We start from the raw sequence: 1263 nt of genomic DNA, 5'->3' as shown, positions 1-1263 counted from the left end.
TGAGGGGCTGAGATCATTCCGGACAGCGGAATCTGCGGTTGTTGACTACGCAGCCGATTGAAGTGCCGCGTACTCGTCGAGAACTTCGAATGGCGTCCGGTAGCCAACAGACGAGTGCAGTCGGCGCCGATTATAGAAGCCCTCAATATAACGGATCACGGCTCGGCGAGCCTTCGCCCGACTGGTGAAAACGTACCGCTTCAGCCACTCGTTCTTCAGCGCCGAAAAGAACGATTCGGCCATGGCGTTATCGTAACATATGCCGGTACGGCCAACGGACCTCTGAATATTCAGCCTCTTCAGCACGGCGCCGAATTCATCGGACGTGTAGTTCGATCCTCTATCGGAATGGAAGATCGCGTCCTTTTCGATAGTGAAGGTCTGTACCGCGTCCTCGATCGCCTCGGTGATCAACTCGGTGCGGTAGTGATCGGCCATCGCCCACCCCACCACGGCCTTGCTGTAGCAGTCGATCACCGTGGCCAGGTAGCAAAACCCCTCCCAGGTCGGGATGTACGTGATGTCGCCTACCAGCTTGACGCCGGGCCGAGCGGCGGTGAAATCGCGTCTGACCAGGTCGGGGATGCCTCTGAAGGCACCCTGCTCGGTGATCTTCAGCGTGAAGGTCCGCACCTGCGCCGGCATCAGGCCCAGCTCGCGCATCAGCACCCGCACCAGTTCATCGGAGCACCGCTCACCGCGGCGCAGCAGCTCGGCGTGGATCCGCCGGTAGCCGTACACCTCCTCGTGCTCGTAGAAGATGTCCTCGATCATGCCTTGGAGGAGTTCGCGACGCTGCGCGGTCGCCGAAGCGGGCCGGCCATGCCACTCGTAATACCCCGAGCGGGACACCTCCAGCCAGTCGCACATTTTCACAATCTTGTAGTTGGCCTTCTCCGCGTCGATCAGCTCGAACTTCGCGGTCACCGATTGTTCTCGGCCGCGAAGAAGGCCGCGGCTTTTTTCAGGAAAGAAAGCTTCTCGCGGAGTTCGGAGTTTTCCCGCTCGAGTTCGCGCAGCCGGGCGCGCTCGGGACCGCTGAGGGGGTGCAGGTCTTCCTCCGCGTGCGTTCGTTTGTAGGTGTTCACCCAATTGCCGAGCGTGGTGTCGTGAACCCCGAACTCTCTGGCGACCTCGGCAATCGTGCGGGGGCCGTCGAGGACCATGCGCACAGCCTCGTCCTTGAACTCCTGGCTGAACCTACGCCTGGAACCTTTCGGCACGTTTCCATCTCCTTCGAACTGTTACCACCCTAGCGAGTGG

The 1263-nt window shown here is 60.7% G+C and carries 1 protein-coding gene; it reads right to left on the bottom strand.

From position 1 onward, the window contains the following. Window positions 1–45: 45 nt before the first annotated feature. Window positions 46–1166 (bottom strand): IS3 family transposase gene (locus tag ACIN94_RS32820; protein WP_400714949.1). Its coding sequence is split into 2 segments (ribosomal slippage): window positions 46–954 and window positions 957–1166, totalling 1119 coding nucleotides; the frame shifts between segments, so codons are not numbered across the junction. Between the last annotated feature and the right edge of the window lie 97 nt (window positions 1167–1263).

This window comes from Streptosporangium sp. NPDC087985 (assembly GCF_044741965.1).
Classification (GTDB): Bacteria; Actinomycetota; Actinomycetes; order Streptosporangiales; family Streptosporangiaceae; genus Streptosporangium.
The sequence above is the reverse complement of the archived record's forward strand: the minus strand, read 5'-3'. Positions and strand labels throughout refer to the sequence as shown.